Below are 18,821 nucleotides of genomic sequence, written 5' to 3' on the forward strand. Positions count from 1 at the left end.
CCGCATGCCCAACGGATCGAAAAACACGCCTGCTCGAAAAGCGAACACGAAGCGACCGCCATCGCTCGATCACGCCATCACCGTTGATGCATACTTTGACACGCTGGCTGATTGGTTGGAACGGGAGGCCGAGGCGGAACGCGAGCGGATGGTCCGTCGGCGCCAGATCCGCGACCAAACGAACGTCGAACGCACTGGTGAAACCCTGGTTCGGATGGACCTGCTGGACCACAACACGGGCTTGGCGGGACGCTTGGTGCTGGATTTTGGAAAACCGGGTGAGAAACCGCTGCCACAAAATCGGCTGAAGGTTGGATCGCCCGTCGTCGTGTCGGACAACGCAAATCCAGCCGACAAGGGTGTCCCCGGCGTCGTCAGCGCACGCCGCCCCCATACCCTGCAAGTCGCCGTCGACGTTTGGCCAGAAGGCGATCGATTTCGCATCGATTTATCACCTGACGAAACGACTCGCCGCCGCCAAGTGGCCGCGATGGCACGAGCCCGTGACGCAAGCGGACGAGCGAAGACGCTACGCGATGTGCTGATCGGGACGAGGCCACTGCGATTCAGCGAACCCAAAGAAGTCGATTTCTTAACGTCGCTGAACCCACCCCAACAAGACGCTGTCCGGTTCGCCTTGTCGGCCAAAGACGTCGCCATCATCCACGGTCCACCCGGCACCGGCAAAACAACAACACTTGCCGAAATCATTTACCAATGCGTTCTGCGCGGCGAGCGCGTCCTAGCCTGTGCGTCGAGCAACACAGCCGTCGACAATTTGCTTGAGCGCTTGGTCGCGATGTTGCCGCACGTGCTTCGCGTCGGGCATCCGGCGAGAGTATTCGAGGCCTTGCGCGGTCACACGCTAGACGAACTAGTTGATGCTGATCCGTCCAACGAAGTCATTCGTGATATCCGCCGCGAAATCCAAGGGCTGATGAATGCGGCCTCCAAAGACTTTCGCGGCAAGAGCGGACATCGACAGCGACGCGAAATCCAAGCCGAGGCCAACCAACTACGCAGCCAAATCCGAGCGATTGAACGATCTATCATCCGCGGCGTGCTGGACCGATCTGACGTCGTTTGCACGACAACCACAATCGATGACGACTTGCTGGGCGATCGTGAATTCGACACGGTGGTGATGGACGAAGCTTGCCAAAGCACGCTGCCAAGCATTTGGCAGGCTGTTATGCGAGCCGACCGGTTGATCCTGGGCGGCGACCACCAACAATTGCCGCCAACCGTATTGTCGAACGAAGCCGCAGGCGCAGGCCTGCGAGAATCTCTGATGCAGCGAATGGTCAACCGAGATGGCGAAGAAGTCTTCCGACGATTGACTGTCCAATACCGCATGAACGAATCGATCATGCGTTTTTCGTCGGACATGTTTTACGACAGTTCGTTAGTTGCCGATGCGTCGGTCAAGGCACATCGCCTGTGTGACCTCAAAGGTGTCGACACGACGTCACTGACCGAAACGCCGCTGATGTTCATCGACACCGCCGGCGCCGAATTTGACGAAGAGCTAGAACCGGACGGCGAAAGCAAACGCAACCCAAAAGAAGCGAATCTAGTGGTCAACTTGGTGCGAGAACTGTTTCAAGCGGGCATCTGCGCCAATCAAATTGCCGTCATTGCTCCCTACGCCGCGCAAGTACGCTTATTGCGGAATCGACTGGATGCACCGGAGCTGGAAATCGACACGGTTGATGGATTCCAAGGCCGCGAAAAAGAAGTCGTGATCATCACGATGACGCGCAGCAACTCGATCGGCGAAATTGGATTCCTGGCAGACACACGGCGAACCAATGTGGCGTTGACCCGCGCGAAACGGAAGCTGATTGTGATCGGCGACAGCGCAACCTTGGGCATCAACGGATTCTACGAGTCAATGCTCGAGTACTTTGACAAAGCGGATTCTTATCGTTCGGTATTTGAGTTCGACTCTTAACGGCGAGAAAACTGACCGGCCCACAAAGTTCAATTGAATCTGCACGAATGGAAACGAGACACATGAGTTGGGAACTATCTGAATTTGGCGAGCGTCTGGCTTGCGGTAGCGGAATTGGCGAGTTGATGGACGACTTGGGCCACGCAATCGCAATAGGCGGTGACCGCATCTGCATGCTCGGCGGTGGTCAACCGGCGCACATCCCCGAAATCGATGCTGTGTGGCGACGCCGCATCGAAGAGATCTCTGCCGTGCCCGGCGAACTCGAGCATTCGCTCGGCAACTATGAACCACCGGTTGGAAACGCGGCGTTTCGACTTGCGCTAGCAGAAATGTTTCAACGCAACTTTGGCTGGAAAATCGGCCCCGAAAACATCGCAGTCACGCCGGGCGGACAATCGGCTTTCTTCTTCATCCTCAATGCACTTGCCGGCCGATTCAGCGATGGTCGCACTAAGAAAGTCATGCTGCCGGTGATCCCAGAGTACATCGGTTATGCCAACCAATCGGTCGGCGAAGATTTCTTCCACGCGGTCCGGCCTCGGATCGAAAAGATCGGGAAGCACCGTTTCAAATACCGAGTCGATTTCGAACAACTAGAAGTCACCGACGACATTGCTGCGATCTGCGTATCGCGTCCCACCAACCCCAGTGGGAACGTACTCACTGACGAGGAGATCGACCATCTCGCAAACCTGGCTCGTCAGCACAACATCCCGCTGATCATCGATGGTGCTTACGGCGTGCCTTTCCCCAACGCGATCTTTACCGACGTCACGCCAATGTGGGATGACCAGATGGTGCTGACTCTAAGCCTCTCGAAGATCGGGCTGCCGGGAACACGAACTGGCATCGTGATCGCTCGCGAGGAATTGATTCAATCCATCGCATCGATGACTTCGATCATCGGACTAGCGAACACCAATATTGGACAAACCATCGTCAAACCCTTGATCGAAACGGATGAGTTGCTGCGACTATCCAACGATGTGGTGCGACCGTTTTATCTCCAAAAATCGATCGACGCGATTGCAATGGCCGAAGAAATTTTCGACGACGCGACTCCCTATCGGATTCACCGAAGCGAAGGTGCGTTCTTTCTGTGGATGTGGTTCGAAGATCTGCCGATCACAGCGACCGAACTGTACGAACGCCTCAAACGTAGAGACGTCTTAATTGTGCCTGGCAACTACTTTTTCTTTGGCGATCAATTATCCGCCGATAAGGCCAAACCGTGGCCTCACCGCGACCAGTGCATCCGAATGACTTTCACGATGCCGGAGGAAAAGGTGCGAAAAGGGCTTGAAACGATCGCGGACGAAGTCCAGCGTGCCTATCGATCCAAATAGAATCCGATGGATAATTCCTTCGAATCGCAAGCTATAATACGCGTCCCCATTTTGACTCCTCATGCCCCAAGGCTCAGCTGATGTCGACACCGCAAAATCAAAATCAATCACAATCGTCTGGCCAAGTTAGTCGCCGCGGCATGATGATGGCAGCCGTTGCAAGTGCAGCCGTCACCGGCGTCGCATCGGCACAGGAATCGGCTGCTGCGACCACCCAAAACGCCACCGCCTCGGTCGATGCCAAACAGGGCCGACTGAATCAATCGGTTTGCAAGTGGTGCTTCCCGAAAATGTCGCTCGAAGACTTGGCGAAAGAAGCAGCGTCGATGGGAATGGTCGGGATCGACCTGCTAGATCCGCCCGACTTCCCAACACTAAAGAAGCACGGCTTGATCTGTACGATGGTTCAATCGCATTCACTAAGTAATGGATTGTGCGACACGAAGTTCCATGACAATTGCATCGAAAAAATTTCTGCGGCAATCGAAGCGACTTCCGCCGAAGGTTGGAAGAACGTAATCGTCTTCAGTGGTAACGCGCGTGGCACCGATCGCGAAACCGGCATGAAGAACTGTGTCGATGCGTTAGCCAAAGTCGTACCGCTTGCCGAAAAAGCGGGCGTGACACTGCAAATGGAACTGCTAAATAGTAAGGTGAACCACGCCGACTACATGTGCGACAACAGCAAGTGGGGCGTCGAACTGGTCAAGCGAGTCGCCAGCGACAACTTCAAACTTTTGTATGACATCTACCACATGCAAATCATGGAAGGTGACATCATTCGCACCATTCAAGAAAACCACAAGTATTACGGTCACTACCACACCGCCGGAAATCCAGGTCGCCACGAACTGGACGATTCACAAGAATTACTGTATCCACCGATCGCAAAAGCGATCGCCGACACCGGCTTTGACGGCTACTTCGCCCACGAGTTCTTGCCAGTCCGCGATCCGATGGCTGGACTGCGTGACGCCGTCAAGCAGTGCATCGTCTAAACCGTTGGATCGATGAAAAGCGTTTTCGCGATCCGGTGCATTGGTTGGTCACTACTCCACAAACCGCCCCTCTAGTGAGGGCGGTTTATCAAATTGGCTCGTTGGCGAGTTGCATTTCCCAGTTACTTGTGCTTGAATCGGAGCTTCCAAGAAGCGTCCGTGCTGCATGGCTGATCGGTTGACACAAGCAATTTGCAGCGGGAACAGATGATTCATATCTAGATTGAGTTTTTTCAACATGAGTGCAGACCGCAACATCACCCGTATCGAACGCGTTACCACGGGCGGATATCTGATTCGCATGATGCGAAAAACTAAGATGCACATGGAATACTTTTCGGACCGCGAATATGGCGGAAAACGAAAAGCACTGTTGGCGGCACGTAAACACCGCGACAAAATGGAAGAAAAGCTGAAGGGTTTTACTCCTAAGCAAATCGCCAACAAAGAACGATCCAACAACACGTCAGGTGTTGTCGGCGTCCGTTATGTCGAAGAAGTCGATCCGCGGTGGAAGTCAAAACCGGTCTACGGTTATTGGGTTGCCCAGTGGAGCCCCCAGCCGGGCGTGCGAAAGACACAGCGATTTTCAGTCGAAAAGTACGGCGACGACGAAGCCTATGAGATGGCAGTCAAAGCCAGAAACAAAGGCGTTCGATCGATGGGCAAGTAGCCTGCCGGAACGAATCGCGTGGGACGATCACCTGCGCCGTTTGAAAACGGTTTGCTAGTCGCAACGAAACTTGATTGCGATGGGTGCCTCCATTGGATTCTTCTCGGCCACAGGCTCAGACGGTTCGCCCATCCAAGCGGGATCACCGCTTTCGAAAAGAACGGTCTCGCCTTGGGTTGGATCCTCTTTGCACCCAAGCGCGTGATAGATCAATGACGATGGCGTTCGGTTTTCGAATGCCGTTTTCTTGGGTGGCTGAATCACCATCCGCAGCGACTGCCGAGCGCGCGTCATCGCAACATATAGCAAACACATCGCCTCGGTCATCGATCCTTCGGCTTGCATCCCGAACGCCCGCTGCCAGGTTGCGGGCAAGTAGTGCCACGACTTGCTGCCGAGGTATCGCGACAGGCCCTTGGGTGGATCACCGGCTCGTTCGATATCGGGCACGCATGACGTCCGAGCACGAGTCAACGGGCCGTCCAATTCAGCCAGTATCACTGCATCAAATTCCAGTCCCTTGGATTGATGAACCGTCATCACGCGAACCGCGGCGGCTTGCGGACGCTCGACTCGCTTTTCGCGAACCATTCGCACGAAGTCGCGAAGCCGCGGCGCAGGATTCATTTCGTAACCTAGCGCCAGTTGCACCAGTTGTTTCAACCGCAACGTTTCGCGAACATCGCAAAGCGGTGCCAATGTTCCGGCCAAGAATTCGACGGTTTCCGCCACCCCGCGGTCCTCGCACATCGACCGAACAAAGTCGCTGCCAAAACCGGGAATCGCGGCCATCGGCGTCGATGACACGTGAAATGCCCAGCGGCCATCGCCAGGATGTTCTGCCATCATAAGTGCCGACAAGATCATTTCTACCGCAGCCGAATCTGTCAGCGGGTTACCGCCTTCCTGACTGACGCTAACTTCCATCTGTTCGAGCATGAAAATCAACTGAGCCACTCCACGGTTGGTCCGCGTCAAAATCCCGATCGAACGTTCAGGGTTTGCAGCATTGATTTCAGCGGCGATCCGCGCGGCGTCTTCGAAACATGCCAGTTGCCGCTGGGACGCATCGCCGTCTTCGATCTGACGCGCCGTTTCCAGCCTGACGTGTCCGGGCAGTTCCATCCGAGCGGTGGAGTGCGTCGGAAACCGAACCGCAAAGTCTCGGACCGCAACCGCTTCATACATCGACTTGTCGGTTAGATCGCCCGAGTTGGCAGCGTCACAAATCGGATGGCGTTGCAGATTCTTGAAAGTGTCGTTGACCGCTTCGACCACGACCGGGCTGCTTCGAAAACTTTGGTTCTGCTCAACTTCTGTGATCCCCGAAATCTGATCCGCTACCGCCTCGAAAATTTCTGCCACACCGCCGCGCCATCCGTAAATCGCTTGTTTAGTGTCGCCAACGCAAAAAAACGACTTCGGCACTTCACGCTGAGCATCTTTCCCGGCAGATTCATCAACCGGTGCTGCACACCTGGCCGCAAACGGGCGCAGCACATGCCATTGCACCGGCGACGTGTCTTGAAATTCGTCAAGCAATAAGTGATCCACGGCGCCGTCCATTCGCAGCGCCAATGATTTTTGATCCAATCGCGAAAACTCAGCCGCCAAGCGGATCGCAACATCCTCGAACCCCACCGCACGGGCAGTATGCTTTAATTGTCCGATGTGGTGATCGTAAGCTGCGATCACAGTCGCGGTTGCTTCGTTCTGCGCATTCATCAGCGCAAGGACCGTCGACTTCGCGGCGGCGTAAACGACATCGAATGCTTCATCCACGCCCTCAGGAAAAGGCGATCGATAGTACAGAACTTCGGTTCGCGATCGTCTTGCCGCACCGATATTGGCGACCAGCGTGTCATCGACCAATGAACCAAAATCACGAAGCTCTAGCTTTTCAGCGAATTGATCCAGTTTCGTCCGCAGCCGCTTCTGTGGCGGTTCAGCCATTCGCATGATCCCGGCGGCGCGTGTCACGTCTGCAGACTCGGGAAGCTTCGGTGCTTTCAATTGCTTCCAAACGTCGTCGTTGCATAGCCGCTGGCCGCTATAAGCCGCGTCAACGACTTGCAACAATTCACGGGCAACCGATCGTTTGATGTCGCCCTTGCCGAGCATCGACAAAACCGCCGTCATTTCGCTACGATCGAGCATTGAGATCACCGAATCGACCGCCCGCTCGCGCAACCAAGCCTCTTCGATTTCATCCGTCAGTCGCCAGGCCGGCGGCAACCCTAATTCGAATGGAAAAGATCGGGCAAGTTGTGAAAACAGACTGTCCATCGTGCAGATGCGCAGTCGGTGAATGTTACGCAGCAACGTGTCGATCAATTGCAGGCACACGCTGCGCGGCAGCGTCGCAATGCCGACTTGATCGCGCAGCGACTGCAAGGCCTCGGGATCATCGGGATCGGCGGCGCGAGCCAGCGTTAGCAACACACGATCGAGAATCTCGCCCGCGGCTTTGCGAGTGAACGTCGTCGCCAAGATCGTTTCGGGGGAAGCACCCTGCAACAAGATTCGCAGCAGCCGCGCCGTCAAGCGATAGGTCTTGCCGGTTCCAGCAGATGCTCGGACGAGTGTCGGCAGCAATCCACCATCGGTAAATGCGTCGACATCAGATGAATCGGATGGTGACTCCATTGGATCAGTGACTTTGTTCATGCTCCTTCTCCTTCGGATCCCCAGGAATCATCTTGATCCAGCATGCGGCTGGCGACGTCGGTTTGCAGAATCATCGAATAGTCATCGAACTCAACTCGTTCGCTTGTCGGTTCGAACTTGCGCTGCCAGATTTGCCGAATGCAGTGATGAATGATCTGTTCGGCATCTGACATTTGCGGTTCGGTGAACTCGGCCAGATTGATTTTCGTCTCTTCGTCCTTTTCACTGACATTGAAATAGCCGAGCGATACTTCTTGAGGCGGAGCCTCAATTCCCAAAAACGGAACCATCATGCGATACAGTGGCAATTGAAGGTCAATCCAGCGGTGTCCATCACCAGCCTTTTCGAGGTGTTTCTTTTCGGGTTTGTGCCCGTGAGTTTTGTAGTCCAAGATCGCCCAGCGACCGGTCGCTTGATGAAAATCGATTCGATCGAATCGGCCCCGCAGCCCCATTCGCCGGCCATCCACTTCAACCCCCGCTCCTTCCTTTTCGCTAACGGAAGCTTCCGAGGCGTGAATCTTCCACCCCTCGGCAATGCGCTGGGCTTGCACGATCGCGACTGCCTTTAGTCGGCGTTCAGCTTGGGCGACTTGGATCCCGACCGCCGTGGAAGCGTCGCTGCCGTAAAAGTCCGCGGCGTATTCATGCAGATATTCCAACAGTAACTTTTCGATCTTGGACGCTTGCTCTTCATCGCGGTCAGGCGATTCACCAAAACGTTCTAGCGCCCCGTGAACAAGATCGCCAAACTGATTGGCGGCAAGCTCACCCGACTGATCATCAATCGGCCTTAGTTTCAAGACGTGACGAAGGTAGAAACGGTAAGGACACGCCAAGTAGTCGCGAAACGCTGTGACACTCATCGTCTTCACGATGTCTTCGTCACCGGACAAATCAAACGCCGGGATCTCGAGTTTCGATCCGGCGATGACGATTCCGTTTTCGGTTGGCGGTTGATCCCACTGGTGGTCGATCAGCGTCCGGCTTCGAGGTTTTCCAAGCAGCATTCGAATTCGACGAGCCGCGTCTTCGGTTGGCGTTGCCGCAAGCAATCGGCTGGGCGGTGTCGGCGTCCCATCCGCCTTCGACTTTCCGACGATGAACCGAATGTCTTTTCGAGCAGACAGGATCAGGTGCATCGCGTAGACGTCGCGAGCGTAACGGCGTTCGTTGTCGGCCATGCGAAGTTTAGTCCGAAGCGAACCGGGCAAGAACGGATCACTGGTCGTCGCACCAGGCACAAACGGATGATTCAGACCAACGACCGTCATCGCCGGTGCATCGTCAAGTGCAAGGTCCAACCAACCGAGAATCTGAACATGATCTGGTTTCGCGGTGCCCACCACACGAGTGTCCCCTAACCGTGCCGCCAGCATTTCAATGGCAGCGGCGCCAGTAATGTCCAGGTCCAATCCAGCGTTCAGATCAGCAAACCGTTCCATCAACTTCGTCGCTGCATCGAGCGCCATCGATGTGCGATCGCGAGTCACAGCCGGCTGCTGATCAAGATCGTCGTCGTCGGAAACCGGCGGCTCGGCTGGCTGATACAGTTCGGTCAGCCATTTCCCAATCACTTGACTCCACGAGGCAATCGAAGCCTTTTCTTGGCCTGATCCGCCATCGCCGAACACAGCCAACCACTGAGCCACCGCGTCAGCGGCCGCTATCGCAAGCGGGTGAGACTCGACGGCCTTGGACGGCAACGGCTTTCCGATTCGAATCGGAAAATGATTGGCAAGCAGCTTGTCGAGCTCGGTAAGCCATCGATCCGAACTCTCTTCGTCTAAACTTTCGGTGACAAATCGGCACACGTCAGCGTGCCGCACCATCGCCGCCAATGACTGCCACGTTCGTCGCTGTAAATGGGAAGCCGTTAAGTCAAGCAGTCGACCGACCGCGGTTTCCGAAACCGTCCAACCGAGATGCCGAAACGTCTGCACCCCACAGCCCCGCAGACTGACTTCGATTGGACCGACTTGGGATTCATCAGTCACGCCGACCGTCACTTGATCGGCACGATAACGCACTGCAAATTCCGCCATTGATTCCGCAACTGCCATGGCTTGATCTGCGACGTCACCCGCGGAAATAAGGTGCGCGTCTTCGATCGGCAAATGATGTTCAGTCCACCGATCCGTTTGGACACAGCCGAATTCGTCGAACCGATCCGCCATCGACGATGGCGCCGCAACGATCGACAGCACATCCGAGTGCAGATTCCTAAGCATCGCCGTCATCGCGCCGCTCAGGTCACTTGTCCCGATCAGCACAACCGTTTTTCCGGTTTGACATCGGTCCGCGGTGACCGCCTTGCGCCGCTCGACATGCGGATCGGCCAGACCCACATTTGCAAGCGATGTCAAATAGTTCTTGAAAATATGGTCCAGCAATTTCCAGCGGCGTTTCTCGGATTCGGTCTCGGAAACATCGTAGACGTCTCGAAACGTCAACTGGCTTGACGCGAGTTCTTCATGCAAGCGGCGCAGCATGCCCGCCAATTCCAGCCATGGCGAGATCGGTTCGGGTGGCGGGATCGTTGGGATCAACGGTTCCAGTTCTTCCGATCGCATTTGCCGCATGACCTCGGCCCACGCGAGCGTCTGTTCGAACTCGAGCGCCAACGTTGCCGTCGGTTCGTACAAGCGTTCGGCAAGGCTTCCGATGGTGGTCACGTCGGGCTGGCGCAATTCGATCGAGTTCGCTTCGCTGTACTGCGACAGCAAGTCTTGCAACCGATGCGAGCCTCTGGCCGATGGCAACACGCACAACAATCCAGAGAGATCCAGTTGGTGGTCACGCTGGAATCGCTCGGTCAACGTCGTCACAGAGCGTGGCAACAGGGGACCGTCCCAGCCAACAAACACAGTTTCACAGGATGTCGAAAAAAGTTTCACGCGGCAGTGTCTTGGGGTGTGAACGTTGAAGCCAGAAGTTTCGGCGATTGTCGGCCATCGTTTTGACACGTTTGGTCACTTGAAAGCAACCTTGCCCAAAATTTATTTCGCCAGACCAACGCCGAAGCGCAAAACCTCGTTTTCACTGCGTTTCAGGCAACAATCCCAGTCGCCAGGCATGCGAATTGGCAATAACCGAGTCAACCGATTTGGAAAACTTTGCGGGTCGTATTGAATGTTCGGGCCCAGATAGACGATACACAGCACTGCGAGTTCCCACAGACATAGCCGTGCGCATGGAGGCGCACAGACATGATTCTCTGGACAATCAAACTGTTCAATACACTCCGACGAGCAATCGCCGGGCGTCGTTATCCGCACCAACTAGCCTGGGCCGTCGCGTTCGGGCTATTGCTTGGCATCATACCGCACGGCAACTTGCTGGCGATCATGCTGTTGGTGGTCGTTTTGTCGTTGAAGCTGAACCATGCCGCGGCGGGCTTGACCGCCATCGGTGTGTCGTTCATCGCAGCGCGGCTAGATCCGATTTCTCACGAAGTCGGTAACTATGTGTTGACGCACCCCGACGTGACCGAGGTCGCCGCCAATGCGTGGGCGTTACCGCTGGTTCCATGGATGGACCTGAACAACACCGTCGTGATGGGCAGTTTTGTGATCGGGACCTTGGCGCTGCTGCCAGTGTTCATAATCACTTATCCCGTGTTCCGAGCATTCCGTCCCAAGGAAGACTCGGCCGAATCGGAAATTGCGGCATCGAAACTGCCGACCGACACCCGTCAAACCGATTTGCACCAAACCGAAACTCGGCCGATCACGCTTGTCGATCATGGCCATGGTGCAGTGCCATCACCGCACCGTGAAAGCCAGCGCGACGGTCAACGTGACAAGTCTGGCGCGACCAACAATCGGATCGACTTCAAAGAAATTTCGAGCGACGAGATTGGTGATGACGAAGTCACGGCAAATGACGGAACCAAGGTCGCCGTACAGACTCGAGTCGACGTGATCCGAATGTCCGATGCCTCGGCAGTCCCCGCACCTCATGACGACTACGCCTCGACGCAGTCCCCATCCGCTTCATCAAATGCGTTTGATGAAAGCCAACCAATGGACGAAGCACTCAACTACTTGCTGCGTCAATTGCGAGACTCACAGACAAGGAAATCGGTATGATTCGCTGGCGTTTTGTACTCACTCGGTTGATTGTTGTCGTTGCGATCGTCTTTCTGCTTAGCTGGGGACTGGGACCGCTGGCGACTTATGTCACGGTTCGCGGAATCGAAAGCGTCACGGGCGCTAAGGTCGACATTGCGAGAGCGAACGTTGGCCTATTTCCGCCGCGCGTTCAGTACGTCAATGTGCAAATCACGGATCCGCGTGATGGCAAAGATATGCGAGATGCAATCCGAGCGGATTCAATCGAGCTGGTGATTGATGGCGACGCGATGCTGCATCGCCGCTGGGTCGCTAGCAGCGGTGTGATCACAGGATTGCAAATCGGATCGGCACGCGAAACCTCTGGCCGGATTGAAAACACAATATCGGCTGACAAGTCGGATGACGGAAAATCCATGCTCGCCCAACTGCTTGGCGCTCAAGTCGATCAGCTTGGCGACCAAGCCGAATCGCTGGTCACGGATTTAGAAACGCTGCGCCGCAGCAAAGAGATTCGCGCACGCTGGGAAGGCGAATACGCCGCCACGGTTCTGCGAGCACGCCAGTTGGAGTCGAAAATCCGAACGATCAGCGAACGTGCAAAAGGGATCGATAATCCGTTGCGTGACTATGTTGAAATCGAACGTACTTTCGCCGAAGCCCGCGAGGCAAAGGACGACTTGATGGCCGTGCGCCAGTCGCTCGATTCACTTCCCGAACAATTGCAACTCGATTTGGCATCTCTCGAAGAAGCGAAACGTATCGACATCGCCAAAGTAGACAAGTACATCCCTGGCGATCTTAGCAATGCGTCGGGGTTCGGAATCGATATCATCACCAATGCGGTCCGCGATCAAATCTTAGAAATCAAGTCCTACTTGGACAACGGTCGAACTCTTGCCAACTACACCATCGTGGCGCCGGAGAGTCTGCGTGTCCGCGGTGTCGATCATAATTTGGAACGTGTTGCACGTCCCGAACTGATGGTCCGTCACTGCGAAGTCAACGGACTGATGCGTTCCGGCGGCGATGTGTACGCCATGACTGGCATCGTCGAAAACATGACACCCACGCCTGAACAACTTGCCGAGCCAACGCGTGCTCGATTCCGTCTCGAAGGACCGGAAGTGCTGCGAGTCGAGTATGTTCGCGATCGACGTAATGACGCCAACGTCGACTTGCTGACACTGCACTGGCCCGAAATGGACGCCAAGCCGATGCGGTTGGGCAATCCTGCCGAAGCTGGTTTGGCAATCAACGGTGGTAAGCGAGAACTGTGGGTTCAAGTTCGCACCGAAGGCAACGCAATCGAAGGCCGATTGGTCAGCAAGCAAACCGGCGTGCAGATGGACCTGAATGTTGATCCCAAATTTAACAACGCTGCCGGTGTCGTTTCAATGCGAGACTCGTTGGCGGCCGTTGACCGAATCGAAATTGATGCCAATTTCGCCGGCACTTGGAAAGACTTGGACCTAAAACTCAACACGAACTTGGGCCAAGTGATGCGTCGTGCATCGCAAGATGCGATCGATGGCCAACTTCGTGACACAAAAGCAAAGATGACCGCCAAGATCGAAAAGGTACACGCCGACCAAACGATCGCGCTGCGTCAATGGCTTGGATCGCAAGCTACCGAAGCTCGGACCCTGCTAGCCAGTGCCGACAAGTCGATCGAAGAAATGAGCCGCAAGGTTCTCAGCGAAGCCGGCAACGCCGAAGCCATGCTTGGCAGTCGGTTGCGAAGCGCGATCGAAAGCAAGCTGCGATAGCCCCTGCGGCTAATACCAGCTCGCTGGGCAGGGAAACAGCCTCAAGTCCTCAATACGGGAACTCAATAGTGGGGTTCTGCTCCTAGGGCCGCATTCTTGATCTAAGATTTGAATAGAATGATCGATTGCATTCGATCATCTACTCTCTTCGGCCGGTCAGACGGAGCTTAGCGTGCAGCGTCTTCTATTTTTGTGGGCATGGGGCCTAGCGGCGATCGCGATAAACGCGAACGCAGATCGGGCAAACGCTGACGAACCTCTTCGCTGGCAATCCTCTCGAATCAAGGGCACCCCGGACCCGCCGTTGCCCTACCGGCTCGAACGCATTTTCGCGGACGCCGATTTAAAAGGGCCCACGGAAATGGTTCGTCTTCCCGAAACCAATCGATGGGTCGTCGTCCAGCAAAACGGAACCGTCGTTACGTTCGACAAGTCGGATCCATCTAACCTGCACACCGCGATGGAAGGTAAGACGTTCGGTAAACCATTGTCGCGTAGCTACGGTATCACCTTCGATCCAGACTTTCCCCGCACGCCCGAATGCTATCTCGCTTACACATCGCTTTTGAAAACAGCCGATGGAACTCGCGTTTCGCGTTTTCGCGTAACCGATACGAACCTGATGACGATCGACCCGGCTAGCGAAACCGTTCTGGCAACTTGGAATAGCGAAGGACACTCCGGCGGCAGTCTGCACTTCGGCGCCGATGGTTACTTATACGTGTCGGTCGGCGACGGCCAAGATCCCAATCCTCCCGATCGATTGGACACCGGCCAGGATTTATCGGACTTCGAAGCATCGATTTTACGCATTGATGTGCGTGGTCATTCACCCGAGCAACCGTACCGAATCCCCAAAGACAATCCGTTTGTCGGAGTGCCAGGCGTGCGAGGTGAGATTTGGGCATTCGGACTGCGAAATCCCTGGAAGATGTCGTTCAACCCCAAAGACAACTCGCTATGGACCGGCGATGTGGGTTGGGAAATGCGAGAGATGGTCTACAAAATCGAGCGAGGTGCCAACTATGGCTGGAGCCAGACCGAAGGCAGCCAAGTCGTCAAGAGTGACGGCTACCGCAGCGACATACCGATCACGCCGCCGACAGTCGAACATGATCACACCGAGGCTCGCAGCATTACCGGTGGCTATTTCTGGCAAAGTGATCGCATTTCAGCGCTCAAAGATGCCTACATCTACGGCGACTGGATGACAGGGAAAATATGGGCGTTGAAATACGCCGACGGCAAAGTCACCTGGCAAGCGGAAATCGCCGACAGCACATTGCAGATCATCTGCTTCGCGAGCGACGACGATGGAGAAATTTTAACCATCGGCTATGACGGAACAATCCATCGGTTGATTCCAAACCTTGATGAGTCCGCGGCCGCCGCCTTCCCCCGCCGACTTAGCGACACAGGCCTGTTCACGAAGACCGAGGATCAAACCCCCGCAGTCGGCGTGATTCCCTATTCGATCAACGCTCACCACTGGTCCGATCACACTGATTCGCAACAGTGGATCGGAATCGTGAGTAACGAAAAGATTTCGACGTTCGACAAGAGTGATTGGCAAACCGGTCAGGTTGCTGGTTTCTTTTCATTCCCCCACAACACCGTGCTAGCCAAAACGGTCACTTACTTAGCTGACACTTCGGACCCAGCATCTCAGCGCCGGCTCGAAACGCAAGTTCTGCATCGCAACCACGATGATTGGAACGCGTACAATTACATTTGGAACGACGACCAAACTGACGCGATCCTGCAAGACAATGTCGCAGTGACTCGCGAATTGACGATCGCAGATCCATCGCAGCCAAGCGGGCATCGGACCCAAACATGGCTGCACGCCAGCCGCGATCAATGCTCGCTGTGCCACATTTGGAGCGCTAGCACGGTTCATGGTTTCAAACTGGACCAGCTCAATCGAACCTACGCCGACGAATCCGAGAACCAGCTTGATAAGCTAAAACGCATCGGACTTTTAGACGAAATATCAGCCGACGTTGGTGTCTGCGCCAACCCTTATGACCACTTGGCTTCAATCGAAGACCGGGCACGCACCTACCTCGATCTGAACTGTGCCCATTGCCATCGTCGCGGCGGCGGAGGAACCGCGCCGTTCGAACTGGTCCGCAACGTTGACTTGGACCAATTAAATTTGGTCAACGCGATGCCAACGCAGGGAACCTTCAATATTCCAGACGCACGAGTTGTCGCGTCTGGCGACCCGAGCCGCAGTGTCCTGCTGTACCGGATGGCTAAGGCTGGACGCGGTCATATGCCGCAATTTGGACCAACCCTGGTCGATGATGCCGGTATTCAAATTGTCCACGACTGGATCGCGTCGCTTGACGCCGATGTACCTGCCCAGCCATACGACGATACAATCTCGCAGCTCATCCATTCACCCGTTGATGATGACACCACCGATCGGATCAACAGCCTGTTGCAGTCCGTCCCGTCGGCGCTGGCCCTATCGGTCGCCTGTGCAGACCGAGACATGCCGGCATCGCTGCGCGAACAAATCGCCGCGAAAGCATCCAAGGACACATTGCCCGAAGTGCGAGATCTGTTCGAGCGGTTTCTTCCCGCACATCTCCGTATCGTTCGACTGGGCGATCACGTTATCGAGAATGAATTGCTAAGCATTCCGGGCGACATTGCCCGTGGTCGCGACCTGTACTTCAACCAATCAGGCATCACGTGCAAACAATGTCACCGCATCAGCGATCCCGGCCCTGCGGTCGGTCCCGACTTGAACAACATCGGCGGAACTCGAACACCTCTGGAAGTGTTGCAAAGCATCTTGGATCCTTCTGCCAAGATCGAAGAAAAGTACCGAGGCTACATTGCCCTAACGACGGACGGCCAGGTAATCAGTGGCTTGAAGCAAAGCGAAACCAAAGACGCGGTGTATCTAATCGACGCACAAGGAAAATCGCACGAGCTTTTGCAAGACGAAATCGAGGACCTAAAGCCGCTGGAAAAATCCTTGATGCCCGATCGACTGCTCGCCGACCTGACGGCCCAACAAGCCGCCGACCTATTGGCATTCCTGACGTCACAGAAAAGTCCGAACTAGCACGAACAATCGGCAAGGTTTATTGTCCCAATTCGTGCTGTTGCACGATGTCCAGATGAACCTCGCGCATTGTTAGCCAAAAATCATTTTTGAGTTTTACGTCATTCGCTCGGACGATATTCAAGCTGACTTGCAGTTTCTTTAGCGAGGTATCGAACTGGCTCTTCGTGCACCCTTCTTTGGCGATCGCTCGTTTACGAACTGTGCCGGTGTATCCCGGTTCAAGCCGCACAAGTTCATAGACGGCTTGCGATAGCGCATCGAGTTCACCAACGGATTGGTACGCGGCGGGGTAATGCACGTCGCGAAAGTGTTGCATTTCGATCAGCGCAGCATCGCCACCAGGCATCTTTCCGTAATACACGGCGTCGGGATATGTCTGCGGAATCCGAGTCTTCCAATCCCAAACTGCCATGACCTTGGGATTCCAACCGCCTTCTTTCGGTTTTTGTTCGGATAGTCCCGTGTTGTCCCAGAGCGATGGATAGGGCGATCCCTTGCTTCCAAATACCGTGCAAACTTTGTGCTCGATCACAAACTGAAAAGCTTCTTCGAATGTCTTGATCATAGAAGGCGGGCGTTGCAAGATATTGTCGCGAGCCGGGCGCTCGCTGACGAAGCTGAACCGGAATTGATAGAGCCAGTTTTACCAGAATTGCCGAGCAACCAGAGCGCCGCCGCGCTGTGACCGCCGGACCAAACTGTCCACGATACGACAGGACGCCAACCTAGGCGAACTCGATCAGCCCGGCGGGCAATCGCAAGGGTTGCGTTTCACGACTGTTCGCCGCGGTGAATCCGTGATCGAGTAAAGTTTCACGCATGCCTGAGCGGTGGAGGGTGGTCGGTGCTGCCCAGCCGCGCCTGTTGTTTGCTGCATTTGCCAATGCCAAGCTTCTTTCTAACCTTGTGTTGTCGAGCCGTCACGGCTTGACCCTTTCCAGGAAGGAAGTGGTTGTGCGATTTCGCGGGTGCTCATTAATTTGACGCTCGCATCGCACGCTTTGGATGAACCGAAGCGACCATCGTCTCCCTCAGCGTTGTCGATCGCCTCTGCCGAATCAGTGGGCGAAGTGATGGAAAGGAATGCCAGAATGTTTGCTCCTACAAAGCGTTTTGAACACGTTGCGTTATGCGTCACACTTAGCCTGCTGACCTCGACGGTTGTCGTCGCAGCCGATCAAATCCAATTTGACTTACCGCCGGTAATTGCGGCAGAAGTCTCGCCCGACGACACTTCGCTTGTCACTATCGAACTTCGTCTTTCGTCGATGATCACAACGCCGACGATACCGACAATCGATCAGTGGCTGGTCCGCTGCCAACCTCGTGACGCCGCGATCACGATCGCTGACTACGCGCCACGAACTGAAACGGCCAGCGATGTGTCGTCGCCGATTCAGGTCAAGCAAGTCGAAGAAAAAAACTTAACGTTGGGACTGTCCGCCAACGGCAGCTACGGTCATCTCGCCAGCGGAAGTCTGGGTGCCGACCAGGGCAACAAGAACATCAACTCGATCGAGTTCCATCGGCAAGCGGCCGTCCAGGCCGTGACTGCAGCTGGCACAATCAACCGCGGGCGCGGCGTGTATTTCAAGCTTCGCTGGACGGCACAGCAAGTATTAGAAGGCGAGAAAGTGTTTCGCATCACACTTGCCGTGCCCGCGAACTGGCGAGGAAGTTTGATGGACGTTTCGGTGATCGCGCAGTCCGATCACAAAACGTTTGGCGGGTTCGATCGAGAAACGAAAACGTTTGGTTCCGCAAATTTTGTTGTGGCGACCTACCGAGCGGGCGACGAAGTCGCCGCCAATCAGGCGGCACGAATCGCTGAAGCGGAATACGCACTGCGGAATATTGCCGGGCGACTGAAACCAAAATCGCCCCCACACTCACTACCATCGATGCTGCGTGCTGTTGCGATCAAACTGGACTTGGAACCGAGCGCCGCGGACACACGCTGGCTCGCTCGTTTTCTTAGCGGAGCGGCTGATCCCTACTTGGACGATCAGATCACCAAATTGCCGATGCCCGTTCGTATCGCCGCGCTCGACTATGCCGATTCGCGAGACGACTTCGTCTCGCTCAATCACATCGAAGGCGCTCAGCGATTGAATTCTCAGCCGCTTGATTCTCAGCAACTGGATTCTCAGCAACTGGATTCACAGCAACTGGATTCACAGCAACTGGGGACTCGGGTCGTGGTCGCCAAACCAGCGATTGAGTGACGGCAAAGCCGACCAGAAATTGGCTCGG

The 18,821-nt window shown here is 55.3% G+C and carries 11 protein-coding genes; 8 read left to right on the forward strand and 3 right to left on the reverse strand.

Going from position 1 to position 18,821, the window contains the following annotated elements; translation table 11 throughout:
• Window positions 1-4: 4 nt before the first annotated feature.
• From Poly59_RS09215 to Poly59_RS09230, 4 genes are all read left to right on the forward strand, one after another.
• Window positions 5-1,954 (forward strand): AAA domain-containing protein, encoded by a 1,950-nt coding sequence (locus Poly59_RS09215; RefSeq protein ID WP_146533776.1) that lies wholly within the window; start codon window positions 5-7, stop codon window positions 1,952-1,954.
• Between the two features lie 62 nt (window positions 1,955-2,016).
• Complete coding sequence (locus tag Poly59_RS09220) at window positions 2,017-3,303, forward strand: valine--pyruvate transaminase (protein WP_146533777.1); 1,287 nt, start codon at window positions 2,017-2,019, stop codon at window positions 3,301-3,303.
• A gap of 140 nt (window positions 3,304-3,443) precedes the next feature.
• Window positions 3,444-4,301, forward strand: a complete 858-nt coding sequence (locus Poly59_RS09225) for a hydroxypyruvate isomerase family protein (protein WP_390621461.1) — start codon at window positions 3,444-3,446, stop codon at window positions 4,299-4,301.
• A gap of 238 nt (window positions 4,302-4,539) precedes the next feature.
• The gene (locus Poly59_RS09230; RefSeq protein ID WP_146533779.1) at window positions 4,540-4,974 is read left to right on the forward strand and encodes an AP2/ERF family transcription factor; all 435 of its coding nucleotides are present in this window, start codon (window positions 4,540-4,542) and stop codon (window positions 4,972-4,974) included.
• A gap of 54 nt (window positions 4,975-5,028) precedes the next feature.
• Here Poly59_RS09230 and Poly59_RS09235 read toward each other — a convergent pair whose 3' ends face one another.
• Both Poly59_RS09235 and Poly59_RS09240 read right to left on the reverse strand, forming a co-directional pair.
• The gene (locus Poly59_RS09235) at window positions 5,029-7,641 is read right to left on the reverse strand and encodes a UvrD-helicase domain-containing protein (protein ID WP_146533780.1); all 2,613 of its coding nucleotides are present in this window, start codon (window positions 7,639-7,641) and stop codon (window positions 5,029-5,031) included.
• On the reverse strand, window positions 7,638-10,538 hold the full coding sequence (locus Poly59_RS09240) for a PD-(D/E)XK nuclease family protein (protein ID WP_146533781.1): 2,901 nt from the start codon (window positions 10,536-10,538) through the stop codon (window positions 7,638-7,640). Before Poly59_RS09240 ends, Poly59_RS09235 begins: the two co-directional genes overlap by 4 nt.
• Before the next feature lie 312 nt (window positions 10,539-10,850).
• Here Poly59_RS09240 and Poly59_RS09245 point away from each other — a divergent pair, with 312 nt between their 5' ends.
• The 3 genes from Poly59_RS09245 (at window position 10,851) to Poly59_RS09255 (ending at window position 16,565) form a co-directional block, all read left to right on the forward strand.
• The gene (locus tag Poly59_RS09245; protein WP_146533782.1) at window positions 10,851-11,732 is read left to right on the forward strand and encodes a TIGR03546 family protein; all 882 of its coding nucleotides are present in this window, start codon (window positions 10,851-10,853) and stop codon (window positions 11,730-11,732) included.
• Window positions 11,729-13,483 carry a TIGR03545 family protein gene (locus Poly59_RS09250; protein ID WP_146533783.1) on the forward strand — a complete coding sequence of 585 codons (1,755 nt, stop codon included), beginning with the start codon at window positions 11,729-11,731 and terminating at the stop codon, window positions 13,481-13,483. The genes Poly59_RS09245 and Poly59_RS09250 overlap by 4 nt, the downstream gene beginning before the upstream one ends.
• Before the next feature lie 172 nt (window positions 13,484-13,655).
• Window positions 13,656-16,565 carry a PQQ-dependent sugar dehydrogenase gene (locus Poly59_RS09255; RefSeq protein ID WP_146533784.1) on the forward strand — a complete coding sequence of 970 codons (2,910 nt, stop codon included), beginning with the start codon at window positions 13,656-13,658 and terminating at the stop codon, window positions 16,563-16,565.
• Between the two features lie 19 nt (window positions 16,566-16,584).
• Here the strand turns inward: Poly59_RS09255 and Poly59_RS09260 are convergent, their stop codons facing one another.
• Window positions 16,585-17,133, reverse strand: a complete 549-nt coding sequence (locus Poly59_RS09260) for an AlkZ-related protein (RefSeq protein WP_146533785.1) — start codon at window positions 17,131-17,133, stop codon at window positions 16,585-16,587.
• A gap of 526 nt (window positions 17,134-17,659) precedes the next feature.
• Between Poly59_RS09260 and Poly59_RS09265 the strand changes: the two genes are divergently transcribed.
• Entirely contained in the window at window positions 17,660-18,793 is a 1,134-nt protein-coding gene (locus tag Poly59_RS09265; RefSeq protein WP_146533786.1) for a hypothetical protein, read from the forward strand.
• Window positions 18,794-18,821 lie beyond the last annotated feature (28 nt).

Origin of the sequence: Rubripirellula reticaptiva, assembly GCF_007860175.1 — a bacterium.
In the GTDB taxonomy this organism is placed as follows: Bacteria; Planctomycetota; Planctomycetia; order Pirellulales; family Pirellulaceae; genus Rubripirellula; species Rubripirellula reticaptiva.